Consider the following 17185-nt stretch of genomic DNA (forward strand, 5'->3'; position numbering starts at 1 on the left):
ATTAACAATCGAAGAATACCTTAAGATAAGAATTGCAGAGATAATATAAATGGGACAGAATCAGCGGTCTGAAACAGCGGGCCTTATTGCGGGGCTTTTCTCCATGCTGCTGTCGGCGCTTCTCATGTCGATATTTTTAGACAATGCTCCCGCGGTCTGGCTTGTTGCAGGGCGCCGCCGGCTTGTCGGTTCTGCTATAGTCGCGGTTTTCAGCAGTATTGCGTTTGTGGTCGGGTATGCGCGGCATTCCCGGTCGTGGGACCTCAGGAGCGGATGGTGGGTGCCTGTCCGCCGTCTGCTGGAGATCGTTTCATTGACAGTAGTCTATGCTACGACGATCTTCTTCATCGTCCTTGCTGCTCTGACAACTATCAGCAATATTTTCGGCGCTGAGTTCGGGCAGTATCTGGTTTGGCTTGTAGGCGGGCTGGCTGCCGTCAGCGGGTATATTGTTTTTGTCCAGGGAAGCCAGCTGAGTGCGAAAACAGTCGCATCGCTTCTCCCGTTCTTCGTTGTGTCCGGGGTGACGACCGCAGGGATGACGTCAGACGACCCGGTCTGGTGGCGCAATAATTTCTCCCAACTGGGCGACAGGACTACTTTTGCGGCCACGCTTTTCAACTATACGATCGTTATGGCCGGGATATGCATTATCATCATCAGCTACTTCTCCCTGTCAGAGCTGATTACCAATTACAGGCTTTCGCTGGCGCATCCCCAGCTGATGGCCGGCAAACCGGCTGAGGATGTACAGGGTAAAGAAAGCGCAGGTGATGATAGTACCGGCAGTGGCGGCAGCCCTTCCCGGGGGGCAAAGCTGAAGATGTCACTGGGCAGGCTTGCAGAACCCCGCCGGGTAGAGCTTCCTATCAGGCATTTTATGGCCCGCATCATCATTATAGGAATGCTTCTTATCCTTACCGCGCTGTGCTTCATGAGCGTCGGGCTTTTCCGGTATACGCCCCATCCGATCCTGCATAATGTAGGTGCCCGGGGGCTTGCATTCCCTCTGACTGCGCTGATGGTTTTCCTGCCGTGGCTTGCCCCGCAGCTTTCCAAAACGATCTATGTTGTTTCCGATCTGATAATTATTGTTATATCGGCTTCTGCGATCGACTGGGTGCGCGGAGGCACTACATTCACTAATGTTGAAGCTCTGGCAGTATTCCTTTTCATGGCGTGGTTCGTCATCTTCTCGCGCCAGATCGCTGCGATGGAAGCCGACAGGCTGCAGTCAGAAATGCTTATGTATTCAAGCATGTATGCTAACGGTTCACAGGAGATAGCTTCCCGTCTCAGCCCGGCAACGTAGCAAAAGGCCCTGTACTACTTCTCACTACCCTCAGCCTGTTCTGCAGGGCTGGATGCTTCCGCGCCGGTATCTTCTGAAGGGCTGTTATCCTGGTTATCCTGAGGCTTCTCAATGACTTTGATTTCCTGGACCTGATGCGTTGTACCGGAGATATCGCCCTCATCACTTACCAGAAGCATAAAGCTGCGGGCCTGGGCCATGATGCCGAAGTTCGCCTCGAAAGCAAGCTCCGGGGAGAACTGGTCATGGGTATCTACCAGCAGGCGCCATTTCCTGCCGTATTTTTCTCCGGGGAGCCTGAACATCATAGGCTCATAATAGGCGTTGAAGATAAGGATGAAATCGTTATCTTTGATCTGGTTCCCGTTGACATCGGCTTCAGGTATGGCATGGCCGTTGAGGAAGACCATCAGCGTCAGGGCATTGGTATTGTCCCAATCCTCCTGGTCCATAACAGAACCCGTATGGTCAAACCATTCTACCTGCGGCGCATTATTGCCTTCCGCTTCTGCGTCAAAGAACTTGCGGCGGTGGAGTACAGGATGCCTCAGCCGCAGATGGATCATTTTCTGCGTAAAATCATGAAGCTGCTGGCGTCTCTCATCGAGATCCCAATGTGTCCATGATATGGGGTTGTCCTGGCAATAGGCATTGTTGTTGCCCTGCTGCGTGCGCATGATCTCATCGCCGCCGTCAAGCATGGGGATGCCCTGGCTGACCATCATAGTTGAAATGAAATTCCTCATCTGCTGGGCCCTGAGCTCATTGACGTCAGTCACATCTGTAGGGCCTTCCACACCGCAGTTCCATGAACGGTTATTATTATCGCCGTCGCGGTTGTCTTCACCGTTGGCCTCATTATGCTTATCGTTATAGCTGACCAGGTCGTTCATAGTAAAGCCGTCGTGGGCTGTAATAAAGTTGATGGATGCAACGGGGCGGCGCCCGTCTGCACGGTACAGGTCGGAGCTGCCCATAATGCGGCTTGCAAACTCAGGGAGTTTGGAGGGCTGGGATCTCCAGAAATCGCGCACGGTATCGCGGTACATGCCGTTCCACTCGCTCCACAGCGGGGGGAACCCGCCTACCTGGTATCCTTCGGAACCGATATCCCAAGGCTCGGCAATAAGCTTGACGTGGGAAATGACCGGATCCTGCTGGATAATATCGAAGAAGGCAGAGAGCTTGTCAACTTCAGAGAACTGGCGGGCAAGCGTGGCGGCCAGGTCGAACCGGAACCCATCAACATGCATTTCGGAGACCCAGTACCGCAGCGAATCCATGATCAGCTGAAGGGTATGGGGGGAGCGCATAAGCAGGGAATTCCCCGTCCCCGTAGTGTCGAAATAGTGGCGTTCATTGCCGTCAACGAGACGGTAATACGACCGGTTGTCGATCCCCTTGAAGCTCAGCGTAGGGCCCATATTATTGCCTTCTGCCGTGTGGTTATAGACCACGTCAAGGATGATCTCAATACCTGCGTCATGGTATGCTCGCACCATGGACTTGAATTCATTGACCTGCTCGCCGCGCTGTCCGGAGCTTGAATATGCATTATGCGGGGCAAAAAAGCCGATCGTGTTATATCCCCAGTAATTGCTCAGGCCTTTTGTCTGCAGGAAAGAATCGTTGATGAACTGGTGGACGGGCATCAGCTCAAGGGCGGTGATCCCCAGGTCTTTCAGATACTTCACCACACTGGGGTGGGCAAGGCCTGCATATGTGCCGCGGATCTCAGGGGGGACCTCCTCATTGAGGTTAGTCATACCGCGTACATGGGCTTCGTAGATGACGCTGTCATGGTAAGCGATCTGCGGATGCCTGTCATTGCCCCAGTCAAAGAACGGATTGATGACCACTGATTTCATTGTATGTGCGGCGGAATCCTCAGTATTTCGGGCATCAGGGTCGTCAGGTTTCGTAATATCATAGGAAAACAGGCTGGCGTCTGAGTCTATCATCCCTTCTATCGCCTTGGCATAAGGGTCAAGGAGGAGCTTTGAGGGGGCACACCGCAGCCCGCTGTCGGGATCGTAAGCCCCATACACCCTGTAGCCGTAGCGCTGCCCGGGCTGTATCCCTACTATGTAAACGTGCCATACAAAAGTATTGCACTCGGTAATTTCTATACGTGTTTCACGGTTGTTGTCGTCAAACAAGCATAATTCCACGCGCGTAGCCGCGGAAGAATAAAGAGCAAAATTAACGCCTGCGCCATCAAAAGTTGAGCCCAGCGGATACATAGAACCAGGTCTGATTTGCATATTACTATTCTCTCATATAATACATAGATTTTGTATATCAGCGTGTGGAAAACCGGATAGTCGCGGATACCATATTTATCAATGATTTTGACAGAATACCCTGTGCATGGGGCGTACCCGTCAGTAAAGCATTAATATAGTCCAGTGATGTTAATAATAAAATGTTCTCCCGGCTTTACGCGCTTATGGGGGAGGAGGGGGGGGGGGGAGTAGCTCGCCAGGTATGTCAGGGGATATATGCGATTTGGGCAGATATGCAGTCGCAGTTATGCAGCTGCTGGTGGTAAAACACGCAGATATAAAATCTGTTTCGGCGGTTTTCCACATTTTTCGTTTTTATATCTGCGTGTTTTACCACCAGAGTCAGCAGAGTGGGTACTAAAGAATGGAGCCGGGCAATAAAAAAGAGGCATGCCAGAATGGCATACCTCTAAAATCCTTATTCCAGGCCTGAAATGGGCTTATTAGCGCTTATTGCCTCTTCAGGCCTAATATGGTTACCTTAACGCCCAAAAACATTCCCGTATGCATCGCCCTTTTCAGCGAGCTTTGCAACCTTGCGGGCAATAGCGAGTTCCTCGTTTGTCGGAATCACTGCAATGGTCACAGAGCTGTCCGGCGCGGAAATGACGCGCGGATCGCCGGAGCGGACGGCATTCTTTTCCTTATCGAGTTTAACACCGAAAGGTGCAAGCTTATCGCACACAGCTTCACGTACGGACGCATCATTCTCGCCGACGCCGGCAGTGAATGTGATCACGTCGCATCCGCCCATCTGTGCAGTGTATGCCCCAATGTAGCTGACAATGCGATGGATATAAATATCGAATGCCAGCTGGGCATCTTTATCACCATGGGAACGCAGGTCGTCAACATCGCGCATATCACCATGGCCAGTAAGCCCCATCATGCCTGACTCCTTGTTGAACAGCGTATCAAGCTGGTCAACATCCATATGGGCGTTACGGATGAGGTGGAAAACGACAGCAGGATCAATATCTCCGGTCCGCCCGCCCATAACAAGGCCTTCCAGCGGGGTCAGCCCCATGGAAGTCTCTATGGGGCGGCCTGATACCTGCGCCGAAGCGGATGCCCCGTTGCCGATGTGCAGCACGATCTGCCTAAGCCCCTCAGCCGGTTTGCCAACGGTCTCAGGAACAACGGAGCCGATATACTCGTGGCTTGTCCCATGTGCGCCGTAGCGGCGGATATGGTACTTTTCAGCAACTTCCTTGTTGAGGGCATATGTGCTCGAAGCCTCAGGGAGTTCAAAGAAGAAGGAGCTGTCAAAAACAAACCCCTGCGGGACATCAGGAAGCAGACGTACCATAACTTCGGCGCCGATCGCCTCAGGGCCGTTATGGAGAGGCGCAAGTACCGCCAGATCCTTGACTTGCTGGATAGTTGCAGGGGTCACCAGCGCGGGTGTAGGGAAGATGTACCCGCCCTGCACCACGCGGTGGCCAACCGCTACAAGCTCATAATCCTTAAGGTTGGGGCCAAACTCATCGAAGAACCCCAAGACCTTCTTAAGCCCCTGTTCATGGTTTTCGATCTTTTCAGTGAACGTATGCTTTTCGCCGTTGAATTTATGGGTATAAATGCCATCGGTCGGTTCGCCGATCTTTTCTACGAGTCCGGAGGCCAGGCCCTCCCCGTTTTCCAGATCAACAAGCTGATACTTGATTGAGCTTGAACCTGAATTAATAACCAGAACGGTTTTCGCCATTACGGCTCCTTTGTATCACTAGTGGTGTAATTAACACTGTTTAATATACTCGTAAGCCGATACGTCTGCACAGGGATGTGAGGCGTATCGGCCTGCCGATCCGGCTACTTCACTTCAGTCTAAATATCCAGGCTGCGCGGTCCTGCATGGTTTATATTTTCTTACTCCAGATTGCTTTGGCTTTTTGAAGTCAATCGGCCGTTGGTAAAGGTAAGTACTGCTGAACCGCTTTTAGCCCCTGTAAACCAGTATGCAGTAACAGTCCTCTGGCCGCTTACAAGCATCTCATTTAATCCATCCGGTTCACCGTATTTAGCCACAACGTCGTTGTAGCTTGAGCCGTCTGAGATAGTATTATAAGCATTGATATCCAGCTTGGGCTGACGGGAGAATTTGAAACCAGTGATATTTTTAGAAACTGTCTTGCTGTCAGTAAATTGGACTGTAATGCTTACACTGCCTTTTGACCACATATTGATTTGAGTTTTTACTCCCTGGAAATCTGATGTTGAAGAAGAGAAAGGTTTCCCAAGTAGTTTCTCTGCATCTGATTCTGTAGATCCGCCTTCTCCGCTCTTCATAAGGTCGCCGACTTTTATTGAATCAAAATTCTTTCTGAATTCTTCATCCTGAGAAATTGTTTTGTCTGAGCCAGTCGTATTATTGTTCTTTGCAGCAGAGTTTTCCACGGGGCTGTGTGTGCTGTCTGCCGGAGTTGTGTTACGGCTGTTAGCCAAAGGGATACAGATGGCTATAACTGCAACTACAAGCACCCAGAACCACACACGTTTATAGAATCGCTTCTTTCCCGATTTTGTGGATTTAACAGGTAAAATTTCGTTCTGTTCGGACATATTTTTCTCCTTTGATGCTATGAAATCGTTGAGTCTGAACAGAAGAAATTATATATATATATACAATTCTTTGATTAAGACGGGAAAAGGGAGTGCCTTGCAGGAACGATTATACAAATATATGCTGATTGCACAGCAGCTATAGCGATCCATTACATAAAAACGGCGGGTATCAGTATGCCTCTTACGGAAAAGCAGCATATTGATACCCGCTTAGCAAGCTGTCTCTCAGCGTCAGCTGCTGCAGGACACGCCTATTCCTGTGCGTATACAGCGGTCAGGGCAATAGTGTTGATGATATCGGCCACCAGCGCGCCTCGCGAGAGGTCGTTGACCGGCCTGTTCAGCCCCTGGAGCACAGGCCCGATGGCGAGCGCACCGGAAGACCTCTGGACAGCTTTGTAGACGATATTCCCTACAGACAGGCTGGGAAACACGAACACATTGACGTGTCCGGCTACCGGGTTGCCTTTGGCTTTTGTTGCAGCAACTTCAGGGGACCATGCGGCATCCATCTGGATGGGCCCGACGACGGGCAGTTCCGGGGCTTTCTCTGAGACCAGTCTTGTCGCTTCTTCAACAAGGTCGACATCAGGGCCGGAACCGGAGCCGAGGGTGGAATAGCTGAGCATGCCTACCTTCGGATCTATGCCGAAAGCACGGGCTGTCTGGGAAGACTGGACAGCGATATCCGCCAGCTGCTGAGCAGTGGGGTTAAGGTTTATAGCGCAGTCTGCGAATACGGCAATATGGTCGTGGAAGCACATAATAAACGCTCCGGACACCAGCGACGCATCCGGCCTGGTCTTGATGAGCTGGAGTGCAGGGCGCACTGTGGCAGCTGTCGTGTTGACAGATCCCGATACCAGCCCGTCAGCTTTTCCAAGGACAACCAGCATGGTGCCGAAGTACGACGGGTCTTTAAGTGTTTCGCGTGCCTGTTCAGGCGTCATGCCTTTCTTTGCGCGCAGTTCGCAGAGCTTGTCTACCATTGGCCCGAGGACCGGTTCATCATCCATTGCCTGGAAGTGTGCCTTTCTGAGGTTCTGCAGGCCAAGCTCCCTGCCATGGCTGAGGATTTCATCCTGCCGGCCTACGATGATAAGGTCAACGATATCCCGTTCCAGAAGGTAGTCAGCAGCCTTGAGGATACGCCCCTCTTCACCTTCCGGAAGGACGATAGTCTTTTTATCCGCTTTTGCGCGGGTAAGAAGCTCAGCCTGGAAAGCGTAGGGGGTCTCCGGGCGCCGGAAATCAGACCGGTCAATGGCCGCGAGTACTTCAGCTGCAGGCGCAGCCTGCTGGAACAGTTTCAGCGAAGCAGCCGCCTCCTCATCTGTTGTGCAGCTGTGTGCGGGGATGATCCATACAGGGGCTGCCGAAGCGGAAAGCTCTTCCCTGATATCTTTAGCTTTATCGATATCATGAGGGTCCCATCCGGTAATGAATATGCCGGCTACAGAGCTTCCGGCCTTAGCGGTTTCGCTGGCACATGCTGCGACTGTACGCTGGACTTCTTTCGGACTGCGGCTGATGCAGCATACAGCGAGGAAAACAGGGGCTTTCAGATCTGCGGAAACCTGTGTGTCAAGGGTAAAGCCTTCAGGGTCAAAAGTCGGGCGTTTATCCCTGCCGACGATCACTACAGCATCTGCTCCCATTTCCGGGACAAAGCTTTCCCAGCGGCGGACTATCTCATCACGGGCTGTATCGTGATCAAGGATAGCCCTGTTCGGGCATATCACGCGGGCCTGCTCCAGTGTCTCATCCGCTCCCGCTGTATGGATCAGTACATCAGTGAATGCATCATGGCGGCAGGTTATTGGGTGGAAAATTGCTGTTTTCCTGTTATCCTGGGCCAGAGCCGCGGCTACTCCATTGGCCACCACATTGCGGCCGTTAGCACCTTCAGGGCTTGCAATGAATATTGTTGTCAGGGACACGGTCTGCACTCCTTTGTTCCTTTGTTTTGATTTGCTATTTGTTCCCATTACCTTGTTTCAGGCCTTTCCAGGCCCTGGCTATGCCGGATTTCGCGGCTGCTGTGCCGGTTTACCGGGCATATATCATGCGTGTATACGTGTGTATAGGCATGTATACCAGTGTAATAGGGAACATGCATAAATCGTATATATATAGTATTTAGGTATATATAATGTCCCCCCTGCCTTCCGGACAGAGGGGACATGCTGCTTAAGGCAGCCGGTTACGGGTTTTATTTACTCGTTATCTCCGGCGGTAGCGGCAGTTGCAGAAACAGCACCGGGCTTTTCTGTCTTAACGCCTGACCATACCCAGTCAGTGTAGTCCGGATGGTCATAGCCCTTGTCTACCGCGAACTGGAATGCCTCCTGGCGGAAGTCTTCCAGCTTCTTGATATCTTCAGCATACTTATCTGCATCAAGCATGCGGAGCGCCTCGGCAGTAAGCTCATAACGGTCAATATTATTGACCCTGACCATGTCATACGGCGTAGTCGTGGAGCCCTGCTCCTGATAACCATGGATATTGAAGTTATCGTGGTTTGGACGCTCGAAGATCAGACCCTTGACCTCGCGTGCATAGGAATGGTATGCCATGAGGACAGGCTTGTCGGCAGTAAAGAGCTCAGTGAACTCTTCGTTGCTCAGGGCGCCGCTGTTTTCGCTCGGGTTCTGCAGCGACAGGAGATCAACTACATTCACGATCTTGAACTTGATGCCATAAGCCTTGAGCTTGTCAGCCGCAGCCATGATCTCCTGCGTCGGCACATCGCCAACAGAAGCGAGGACGATCTCAGTTTCGTCATTATTCTGAGCTGTGCTTGCCCACTTCCACTCGGCAGCACCCTTGTCAAGCTCTGCACGCGCCTCATCAAGGGTCAGCCATGTTGCAGCAGGCTGCTTACCGGCGATGATCGCATTGATCTTGTTAGTAGACTTGTAAGCCTTCTCGCCGATAGCCAGCAGCATATTCGCATCTGTTGCGAAATAGATGCCGATAACGCGGTCGTTGTTGAAGGTCTTGTTGAGGAGCACCGATACAACGCCCGGATCCTGATGGCTGAAGCCGTTGTGGTCCTGGCGCCATACATGGGAGCTGACCAGAAGGTTCACAGAAGAGATGGGCTTGCGCCATGGGATCTCGCGGACTGTAGCCTCAAGCCACTTGGCATGCTGGTTGAGCATGGAATCGATCACATGGACGAAGGATTCGTAAGAGCTCCAGATACCGTGGCGGCCTGTGAGCACATAGCCTTCGATGAAGCCTTCCATCTGATGCTCAGATAGCTGCTCGGTCACCTGGCCGGTAACAGCCATATGCTCGTCTACGAGAGAAGAGAGATAGCCGTTGTCCCACTGCTTGTTGGTGACTTCGTATGCAGCCTGGAGACGGTTGGAAGCAGTCTCATCAGGCCCGAAGATACGGAAGCTGTCAGGGTTGAGCTTAAGGACGTCGCGGGTATATACGCCCAGGCGGCGGGTAGCTTCAAGCTGGCCCCAGCCGTGGCCGTACTCCTGGACTTCCTTGACCTCGTAGTCTTCAAGCTTTGGAAGCTTGAGCTCTTCGCGAATCACACCGCCGTTAGCATTCGGGTTTGCACCGATGCGCAGTTCGCCTTTCGGCATGAACTCGGTGACTTCTTCGCGCAGTGCGCCGTTTGCGTCAAAGAGCTCTTCAGGCTTGTAGGAAGCAAGCCAGTTCTTGAGGATCTGGAAATGCTCTTCGGTATCACGGGCGGAAGCCAGCGGGACCTGATGGGCACGCCATGAGCCTTCAGTCTTCTTGCCGTCAATGAACTTCGGGCAGGTCCAGCCCTTAGGGGTACGGAAGATGATCATCGGATAGAATGGACGGTCAACATCATTGGTCTCTGCCGTTGCCTTGATATCGCAGATCTCATCGAATACGGTCTCAAGCAGGTCAGCAAAGCGGCGATGGATCGACATATGGTCTTCATCATCGAAACCGGCAACGAACTCGTACGGGTTGTAGCCCATGCCGCTGAAGAAGTCATGAAGCTCTTCATCAGTGATGCGGGCGAGGATGGTCGGATTGGCGATCTTATACCCGTTAAGGTGGAGGATTGGCAGGACGATACCGTCAGTGCGCGGGTTAACAAGCTTGTTTGACTGCCACCCTGTAGCCAGAGGGCCTGTTTCCGCCTCGCCGTCACCAACGACAGCAGGGACAAAAAGGCTCGGATTATTCATTACAGCACCATATGCATGGGACAGTGCATAACCAAGCTCGCCGCCTTCATGGATGGAGCCCGGGGTCTCAGGTGCATAATGGGAGGGGATACCGCCCGGATAGGAGAACTGGCGGAAGAACTTCTGCAGGCCAGCTTCATCCTTTGTGATCTTAGGGAAATATTCGGTGTATGTGCCGTCAATGTAGGACTGTGAAGTGCCTGCAGGTCCGCCGTGACCTGGCCCCATGATGAACACAGTGTTCTGCTGGTGGTCTGCGATGAGGCGGTTGATATGGCCGAACAGGAAGTTCAAACCCGGAGTCGTCCCCCAGTGGCCTACCAGACGATGCTTGACATCTTCGCGCGTGAAAGGCTCTTTCATAAGCGGGTTGCTGCGAAGGTAAATCTGACCAATGGACATGTAGTTGGCCGCGCGCCAGTATTTGTCGATGCCTTCAAGGGCGTCATCCGTCACCGGGCGGTCCAGCTTCTTCCACGGAGTTCCAATAACAGGACTTGTCATAAATACTCCTGTACTTTTGCACTTTTCAGTGCGGTTGATTATTACTGTTCAGAGACAGAGAACTGTCCCGTTTCGCTAATAATATTACGTGAGCCATTCGACTTTCACAGTGCGTGTTCAGGCGCAGAATGTTGCTTATTTCCCGGCATTTTGGGACCTGCGGTCATAAAAATGTGCCCGGCCGGCCAGCTAAATGATACTGCTCAAAGGTGTGTGTTCCGTCACATAATCAGCAATGATCTGGTATCCCTGCTTTCCGGGGTGGAAATGGTCATAGGCATAGAACTCGGGGACATCGGCGTTCACTTCAACATGTGTCAGGTTAAGGTAGGTCACGCCCTGTGCCTTGCAGATACGCTCGCTTTCAGCAGTCTGGCGGTCGCTGGCGATAAGCATGGCCTTGCGCAGCGCACGGCTCAGGGAGGGGCTGTTGTAAAGCTGTCCGGGGCTGAGGATGACGACTGCCTTTGCTTTCTCTTTTGCCTGCCTGATGACAGCGAGAAGGTCTTCACGCCATTCGGCAGTGGAACGCTGTGCCATAAGGTCATTAGACCCTGCACAAATATACATGATGTCATAATCTGTGCCGGCAACTTCCGGGAACTCGCGGAAGCGTACGCGCCTCATCGTTGCCCCGAGCCGGCCGTAAGTCTCCCATGAAACAGGCCTGTTTACACGCTGCGCAATGCCATGCGCAATCCTCGGCATCAGGCCTTCGCTCTGGTTTTCCACTCCGCATGCGGCGGCCATCGAATCCCCCAGGATCGCGGTTTTCAGATACGGCGAGGGCTGGGTGGCTCCCATATCCATGCCGTCCACACCGATGATCCCATGGCGCCCGCCTTCAGGTTCCGGTGCCAGATGCACTGTTTTGCTTGCATACAGGCCTTCTATGCGGGCAAGGAGTTTTTCGCCGTAGCTGAGCCTGCCGGTGAGCCCGTTGGGTATGCTGGGGCTGCCGGAGACGCCGGGCTCAGAGCCGGTTTCCTTGCTGATATCCCTGCCGGCATTACCGTCGCTGTCTTTATCGTGCTGTGTCTGCTCAGAAAAAGGTGTAGGTAACGTCATATATTCCATCCTAAGCTTTTCAGTGAGACAACAGCGTTTCGCCGCGGGTATTGCAGGTGCAGCATCCAGTATGCGGATTTATACGGCGCTATGGCACTATCACTATGGCACTATACTGCGCACTGTTACTTGTGCGGTACGTATGTGTGCCCTGTAACGTCCTGCGTGCGCGTGCGCTAGCATTCCAGGTATCCCACGCGATGCTGTATATGTAGGCGCTGCTCGGTTTCAGGTATTGAGATGCGCAGTGCAGCATGACCCCGGTTGTCGTATTAAGCCGGGATAATGTAACGCAGATCGTTTCCATTACTGTTCTGCGCCTGGCCGCAGTATGATTTTGCTTTGGAGGGTAACGGGCATGGCTCAAGGACCGGTTCTCGTTGTTGATTTCGGCGCACAGTATGCGCAGCTTATTGCCCGGCGTGTGCGCGAGGCTAACGTGTATTCCGAGCTGGTCCCGCATTCTATGCCGGCTGATGAGATGCTGGCGAAAAACCCTCAGGCTATCATCCTGTCGGGCGGCCCTTCGTCTGTATATGAGCCCGGCGCTCCCCGCGTTGACAGGAAGATATTTGATTCAGGCATCCCCGTGCTCGGCATCTGCTACGGCTTCCAGGTCATGGCGCATGAGCTTGGGGGGGATGTTGATAAGGCTGCGCTGGGGGAGTACGGCAAAACTGCGGCAGTTGTTGACGAGGCGGAGGGCATCCTGTCCGGTTCCCCTGCGGGACAGTTCACATGGATGAGCCATGGCGTGGCAGTGCGCAGGGCTCCGGAGGGGTTTACAGTGCTGGCCCACACCGAAGGCGCCCCTGTAGCCGCTATGGAAGATAAGTCGCGGAAACTGTATGGTGTGCAGTGGCATCCCGAGGTGAAGCATACCCCCTTGGGGCAGGATCTTATCGAGAATTTCCTGCATCAGGAAGCGGGGCTCCCCCGCAGCTGGGACCCTTCCGGCATTATCGATGAGCAGGTTGCGCAGATACGGGAAAAGGTTGGCGATAAGCAGGTGATCTGCGGGCTTTCCGGCGGGGTGGATTCTGCTGTTGCTGCTGCGCTTGTGCATAAAGCTATCGGCAACCGGCTGACATCCGTGTTCGTAGACCACGGTTTCCTCCGCAAAGGTGAGGTTGAACAGGTCAGGCATGACTTCGTTGAGGCGACAGGGATAAAACTGGTTGCTGTAGATGCTTCCGAGGATTTCCTTGACGCGCTTAAAGGGGTGAGCGAGCCGGAACGTAAGCGTAAGATCATCGGCGAGAAATTTATCCGTACTTTTGAGAAGGCTGCGCGTAATATTGTTTCGCAGGCCGGCAGCGAGGGCGGGGAAGTGAAGTTCCTTGTGCAGGGGACGCTGTACCCCGATGTTGTGGAGTCCGGGGGCGGCGACGGCACGGCTAATATCAAGAGCCACCATAATGTGGGCGGCCTGCCGGAAGACCTTGGTTTTGAGCTTATTGAGCCGCTGCGCACCCTGTTCAAGGATGAAGTGCGTGCTATTGGCACTCAGCTGGGGCTGCCGGAGGAAATGGTCTGGAGGCAGCCGTTCCCCGGGCCGGGGCTTGCTATCAGGATCATCGGCGAGATCACGCGGGAACGCCTCGACCTGCTGCGGGATGCTGATGCTATTGCGCGTGAGGAGCTGAGCAAAGCCGGCCTTGACAGGGATGTCTGGCAGTGCCCGGTCGTCCTGCTTGCAGATGTCCATTCCGTCGGTGTCCAGGGCGATGAACGTACTTACGGCAATCCTGTTGTGCTGCGCCCGGTCAGTTCCGAAGACGCCATGACTGCGGACTGGTCGCGTGTGCCTTACGATGTCCTCGCGGTGATCTCAACACGCATCACCAATGAGTGCCGCGGCATCAACCGCGTGGTCCTTGACGTGACGTCCAAGCCCCCCGCGACTATCGAGTGGGAGTAAGACGGATTCTTGCTGGTCTGCGCTGGCATGCCGCGCAGGCCAGAACCGCGCTTATAGCACACTGCAAACCTTATTCTATTTCTGAACCGCCGCGTGACCCATCCACGTATATCCGGTGCTGCGCCCGCCGCCGACTTTCCTGATTTTCCCGGTTTTGAGCAGGGCTGACAAGACCCTCTCAATAGTGGTTATGCTGATACCAGGACAGGCATCTGCAATTTCTGATTTCGTGATCTTACCTATGCCGTTCTGCAGAACGTTCTCGACCTGTTCCGCCTTAGTCAGTTTTGCCGTGGAAACTGTTACAGCCCTGTCCTCAAAATCACGGTATGCGGCAAGGATAACCCCCAGCATATAGCGCACGAAGGGGCCTGGATCGTTTGTACCATTTTCCCAGCCTCTGGAGCTGACAGCCAGTGCATCATAGTATTCTCCCTTTGTGCGTTCGATCTCTTTCTCAAGGGAGACGTATCTGCCAATCTTATATCCTGATTTATAAAGCAGCAGCAGCGTGAGCAGCCGGCTCATACGTCCGTTGCCGTCGTTGAACGGGTGGATACATGTGAAATCAAAAACGAATTCCAGTGATATCAGGAGCGGGTCGAGTGTTCCGGCGCTGAATCCTTCGCGAAACGCGGCGCATAGCCGTTCCATGGCATCAGGGGTCGATACCGCAGGGACAGTTTTGAAACGGACATATTCGGTCCCGTCATTGCGGATGCCATGTATCTCATTATCGCCTATTTTGAAATGCCCACCCATTGATGATGCGGTGTGGCGATACAGATTACGATGCAGCTGAAGGATAATGTTGGGTGTAACGTCAATGTATTCATAGCTTTCATGTATAGTTTTGAGCACATCACGATAGCCGGCAATTTCCTCTTCATCGCGCGACCTGAGGTCTGTATTCTCCTGCATGATCTCACGGAGCCGCTTATCGCTTGTGTGGATCCCTTCAAGGCGGTTTGAGGTTTCGGTAGACTGCACTTTTGCGACCTCAACCATAGTGTCCAAGATGCCGGGCTGTGACGACAGATAAAGGTCCTGTCGGCCTTTATATTCGTGGACGGCAGAGATGAAATGCATAGTTTCTGCGGTTAAAAGGCCTTCAGGTGTTGTCGAGTAATCGAATGTCCTCATTGGCATAGGTATTCCTTTTCTGCATCATCCGAATATAAACTACCTCATATTATATACAAATGATGCAGATAAGATCAAGATGAGGCAGTTAGGAATTAGGTTAAGAATCAGAGGGGGTGCATTATAGTTACACAGGTTATTGCTGGATTTATCTCATGAGAAGGACTATAGAGAAAGGTATAACTATTTGATGATACATAAAAGAGCAGCGAAAGAAACATCAGCATAGCAAAACTTGAGACTACCCTTCGTGAGGATTTTGATGGATTGATCAGCCGTACCGAAGGGGATATTGAAGGGCAGCATTTTCACAACTCTTGAAGACATCAGCGACTTTACTGACGGTAAAAGCTGGTTCAGCGTCCGTGTATTGGAGCGGTACAGTTTTGGGGAGAAAACCGTGCCAGCCTGAATGCGACGTTATACCGATGAGGAGAGTGGGGCTGATCCATCACTCGGATCACGGAGTTCAATACTTTAGCGATATCTATCAAAACCGTTTAGAAGATTATGGGATGATAGCGTTGACTGGTTCGGTAGGCGACTCCTACGATAATGCTCTGGCGGAAACCGTGGAGCATATAAGGCAGAACTCATACGCTCTCATACTCCGTTTAACAGCGTTAGTGAGTTGGAGCAAGCGACTATGCGCTGAGTTCCCTGGTGGAACACCAGCCGTCTCCACGCCTCACTAGACTATAAAATACCCAGCCAAATCGAATCCGAGTATTACAGTGCGAAACAAGAACAAAACCAGGCCGCATCATTGAGGAGATAAAAATGATAGAAAGTAGACCTGAGTTTGATCAAATTGCGACATTTGATGAATTTAATAAACACTATTGGTATCGTGAAGAACTTTCGCAGATATGTAAATCGTTAGGGCTAGAGCATAAAGGCACGAAGCAAGAGCTCAATTATGTTATTGAGCAATACTTTCAAGGCAATTTAATTAGAAAATCATCATCGCCGCGAAACGCAAAGAAACAAACGGAGAATATTACCTTAGATACACCATTACTTGAGTGCGGCTTCTCCTTTAACACAAAGTTTAGAGAATATTTCTCTGCTCTAACAGGTGTTACGCCATTTAAATTTACTGCTGATATGGCTACCACCTGGAGAAAAGTAAAAAGTGAAAATGATTTAAGCTTTACAATCCACGATATGCTGAAAGTTTATTCCGGAGAATTAGATTATGCGAAGTATGATAATTCTGTCTGTCAGTGGAACCAATTCTTAAAGGACTTTTGCGCAGACGAAAAAAGTTGCAACTATTCGAACAAATTAAAAGTAGCCTCTATTCTTTGGAAAGAAGTTAGGGACTCAAAAAATGAAAAGATTTATTCCAGGAATCTTTTAATTGAATATGCATATAGAATAAATGAGTACAACAAATAGACAATTCTCGGTTTGCTAGACTAACAACAAAAATACGAACAAAAACTAGGCCACATCAGTTTAGGCTGTTTCCCTTTTTACGATATAATAGTAAGTACTTATACCTTTTTGAACGTATATCAATTGATCTTAAATTTTTCCTTAGAACATTGTTTTTCGTGTATAAAAATGAGGAGGAAGCTGTCAACCAAGACTCGGAAAATGTTGTATTACGCGCATTTGAAGTTCTTAGGTCGTGGAAAGTTGCTCCATCCAACTCAAAGAAGAGACTGATGAAACGCAATATAGTTTATGGATTAGTGAAACGTTGAAATTATCGGCCGAGGTTAAGTTAAAAGATGAGGTCGAGATAAATATTGGGGGGAATGATTATTTTATGTACTAGGGGCTTCAGACAGTTTATTTATTAATAAATACATTGCGGAACTTCTAAACGAAAATAGTAATATGCTGTTGGGATTCTCAGCTGATTCTACTAACTCACTGGGGTCTATCTCAGAAGATGGTACTGATTCGGCTTTATATAGGATGGCAGAAGAATATGAGGTGAAGGTTGTACAGTTTGAAAAAGTGGGATTATTAAATTTTGCGAATATGGTTAGACAGATTTCTGCTAATTTTAGGCCTGATGGAGATAAAGAGAAAGAAAGTTATTCTAGTATGGAAAAAGTATGTTATAACCCTATAGAATCAGCTGCGAGCAGACACAGGCGGGTTGTTAGCGATACAGGCTTAAAATTTAAGATATCAGGTAGTATCCAGCAGTATTGAGCGTGAAAGCGATATACCTGGTTCG

General features: G+C 51.2%; 11 protein-coding genes. 4 read left to right on the forward strand and 7 right to left on the reverse strand.

Annotation, left to right across the window (positions count from 1 at the left end; all coding sequences use genetic code 11):
* The first annotated feature begins 49 nt into the window (after window positions 1-49).
* Window positions 50-1312 carry an ABC transporter permease gene (locus ABKA16_RS02655; RefSeq protein WP_380999066.1) on the forward strand — a complete coding sequence of 421 codons (1263 nt, stop codon included), beginning with the start codon at window positions 50-52 and terminating at the stop codon, window positions 1310-1312.
* 14 nt (window positions 1313-1326) lie between these two features.
* On the opposite strand, the gene glgX is transcribed toward ABKA16_RS02655, so the two are convergent.
* From glgX to ABKA16_RS02685, 6 genes are all read right to left on the reverse strand, one after another.
* A complete protein-coding gene (gene glgX / locus ABKA16_RS02660) occupies window positions 1327-3576 on the reverse strand; it encodes a glycogen debranching protein GlgX (RefSeq protein ID WP_380999064.1) in 2250 nt (749 codons plus the stop codon).
* Window positions 3577-4078: 502 nt separating this feature from the next.
* Window positions 4079-5305: an acetate/propionate family kinase gene (locus tag ABKA16_RS02665; RefSeq protein ID WP_380999061.1), complete on the reverse strand. Its 1227-nt coding sequence runs from the start codon at window positions 5303-5305 to the stop codon at window positions 4079-4081.
* A gap of 161 nt (window positions 5306-5466) precedes the next feature.
* Window positions 5467-6159, reverse strand: a complete 693-nt coding sequence (locus ABKA16_RS02670; protein WP_380999058.1) for a DUF3862 domain-containing protein — start codon at window positions 6157-6159, stop codon at window positions 5467-5469.
* 254 nt (window positions 6160-6413) lie between these two features.
* Window positions 6414-8102 (reverse strand): phosphate acetyltransferase, encoded by a 1689-nt coding sequence (gene pta, locus ABKA16_RS02675; protein ID WP_434156708.1) that lies wholly within the window; start codon window positions 8100-8102, stop codon window positions 6414-6416.
* A gap of 276 nt (window positions 8103-8378) precedes the next feature.
* Window positions 8379-10856, reverse strand: a complete 2478-nt coding sequence (locus ABKA16_RS02680) for a phosphoketolase (RefSeq protein ID WP_380999053.1) — start codon at window positions 10854-10856, stop codon at window positions 8379-8381.
* Between the two features lie 189 nt (window positions 10857-11045).
* Window positions 11046-11924 carry an SGNH/GDSL hydrolase family protein gene (locus ABKA16_RS02685; protein ID WP_380999051.1) on the reverse strand — a complete coding sequence of 293 codons (879 nt, stop codon included), beginning with the start codon at window positions 11922-11924 and terminating at the stop codon, window positions 11046-11048.
* Between the two features lie 358 nt (window positions 11925-12282).
* Between ABKA16_RS02685 and guaA the strand changes: the two genes are divergently transcribed.
* Window positions 12283-13845, forward strand: coding sequence for a glutamine-hydrolyzing GMP synthase (guaA, locus tag ABKA16_RS02690; RefSeq protein WP_380999049.1), 1563 nt, complete (start codon window positions 12283-12285; stop codon window positions 13843-13845).
* Between the two features lie 75 nt (window positions 13846-13920).
* Here guaA and ABKA16_RS02695 read toward each other — a convergent pair whose 3' ends face one another.
* Window positions 13921-14988 carry a Fic family protein gene (locus ABKA16_RS02695; RefSeq protein WP_434156709.1) on the reverse strand — a complete coding sequence of 356 codons (1068 nt, stop codon included), beginning with the start codon at window positions 14986-14988 and terminating at the stop codon, window positions 13921-13923.
* A 780-nt stretch (window positions 14989-15768) separates the two neighbouring features.
* Between ABKA16_RS02695 and ABKA16_RS02700 the strand changes: the two genes are divergently transcribed.
* On the forward strand, window positions 15769-16389 hold the full coding sequence (locus ABKA16_RS02700) for an SAP domain-containing protein (RefSeq protein WP_380999045.1): 621 nt from the start codon (window positions 15769-15771) through the stop codon (window positions 16387-16389).
* Window positions 16390-16836: 447 nt separating this feature from the next.
* The gene (locus ABKA16_RS02705) at window positions 16837-17160 is read left to right on the forward strand and encodes a hypothetical protein (protein WP_380999042.1); all 324 of its coding nucleotides are present in this window, start codon (window positions 16837-16839) and stop codon (window positions 17158-17160) included.
* The last annotated feature ends 25 nt before the right edge of the window (window positions 17161-17185 follow it).

Origin of the sequence: Scardovia wiggsiae, assembly GCF_051045985.1 — a bacterium.
In the GTDB taxonomy this organism is placed as follows: domain Bacteria; phylum Actinomycetota; class Actinomycetes; order Actinomycetales; family Bifidobacteriaceae; genus Scardovia; species Scardovia wiggsiae.

Coding starts and splice junctions, on each gene's coding strand:
- glgX (WP_380999064.1), bottom strand. CDS start 3,576: ATGCAAATCAGACCTGGTTCTATGTATCCGCTGGGCTCAACTTTTGAT.
- guaA (WP_380999049.1), top strand. CDS start 12,283: ATGGCTCAAGGACCGGTTCTCGTTGTTGATTTCGGCGCACAGTATGCG.
- ABKA16_RS02695 (WP_434156709.1), bottom strand. CDS start 14,988: ATGAGGACATTCGATTACTCGACAACACCTGAAGGCCTTTTAACCGCA.
- ABKA16_RS02655 (WP_380999066.1), top strand. CDS start 50: ATGGGACAGAATCAGCGGTCTGAAACAGCGGGCCTTATTGCGGGGCTT.
- ABKA16_RS02700 (WP_380999045.1), top strand. CDS start 15,769: ATGATAGAAAGTAGACCTGAGTTTGATCAAATTGCGACATTTGATGAA.
- ABKA16_RS02665 (WP_380999061.1), bottom strand. CDS start 5,305: ATGGCGAAAACCGTTCTGGTTATTAATTCAGGTTCAAGCTCAATCAAG.
- ABKA16_RS02685 (WP_380999051.1), bottom strand. CDS start 11,924: ATGACGTTACCTACACCTTTTTCTGAGCAGACACAGCACGATAAAGAC.
- ABKA16_RS02670 (WP_380999058.1), bottom strand. CDS start 6,159: ATGTCCGAACAGAACGAAATTTTACCTGTTAAATCCACAAAATCGGGA.
- ABKA16_RS02680 (WP_380999053.1), bottom strand. CDS start 10,856: ATGACAAGTCCTGTTATTGGAACTCCGTGGAAGAAGCTGGACCGCCCG.
- ABKA16_RS02705 (WP_380999042.1), top strand. CDS start 16,837: ATGCTGTTGGGATTCTCAGCTGATTCTACTAACTCACTGGGGTCTATC.